The following is a 1,204-nucleotide window of genomic DNA, read 5'->3' as shown; positions in this document are numbered from 1 at the left end:
CTTGCTTCCTGAGCTGGGGGTGGCCGCAGAGACCAGCGAGAAGCGACTGTTTACTAAAAACACAGGTCCGTGCGAAGCCGTAAGGCGATGTATACGGACTGACGCCTGCCCGGTGCTGGAACGTTAAGGGGACCGGTTAGCTTGGATTCGTTCAGGCGAAGCTGAGAACTTAAGCGCCAGTAAACGGCGGTGGTAACTATAACCATCCTAAGGTAGCGAAATTCCTTGTCGGGTAAGTTCCGACCTGCACGAATGGCGTAACGACTTCTCGACTGTCTCAACCATAGGCCCGGTGAAATTGCACTACGAGTAAAGATGCTCGTTTCGCGCAGCAGGACGGAAAGACCCCGGGACCTTTACTACAGTTTGATATTGGTGTTCGGTTCGGCTTGTGTAGGATAGCTGGGAGACTTTGAAGCAGGCACGCCAGTGTTTGTGGAGTCGTCGTTGAAATACCAGTCTGGTCGTGCTGGATGTCTAACCTGGGTCCGTGATCCGGATCAGGGACAGTGTCTGATGGGTAGTTTAACTGGGGCGGTTGCCTCCTAAAGAGTAACGGAGGCGCCCAAAGGTTCCCTCAGCCTGGTTGGCAATCAGGTGTTGAGTGTAAGTGCACAAGGGAGCTTGACTGTGAGACCGACGGGTCGAGCAGGGACGAAAGTCGGGACTAGTGATCCGGCGGTGGCTTGTGGAAGCGCCGTCGCTCAACGGATAAAAGGTACCCCGGGGATAACAGGCTGATCTTCCCCAAGAGTCCATATCGACGGGATGGTTTGGCACCTCGATGTCGGCTCGTCGCATCCTGGGGCTGGAGTCGGTCCCAAGGGTTGGGCTGTTCGCCCATTAAAGCGGTACGCGAGCTGGGTTTAGAACGTCGTGAGACAGTTCGGTCCCTATCCGCTGTGCGCGTAGGAGTCTTGAGAAGGGCTGTCCCTAGTACGAGAGGACCGGGACGGACGAACCTCTGGTGTGCCAGTTGTTCTGCCAAGGGCATGGCTGGTTGGCTACGTTCGGGAGGGATAACCGCTGAAAGCATCTAAGCGGGAAGCCTGCTTCGAGATGAGGACTCCCACCCACTTGATGGGGTAAGGCTCCCAGTAGACGACTGGGTTGATAGGCCAGATCTGGAAGCACGGTAACGTGTGGAGGTGACTGGTACTAATAGGCCGAGGGCTTGTCCTCAGTTGCTCGCGTCCACTGTGTT

Annotated in this window: 1 rRNA gene (cut by a window edge); it reads left to right on the top strand. The window is 56.1% G+C overall.

From position 1 onward, the window contains the following. Window positions 1-1,183 (top strand): 23S ribosomal RNA (locus tag ACWDEX_RS36995) (it extends 1,881 nt beyond the left edge of the window). Window positions 1,184-1,204 lie beyond the last annotated feature (21 nt).

The organism is Streptomyces sp. NPDC001020 (assembly GCF_053599115.1).
The sequence above is the reverse complement of the archived record's forward strand: the minus strand, read 5'-3'. Positions and strand labels throughout refer to the sequence as shown.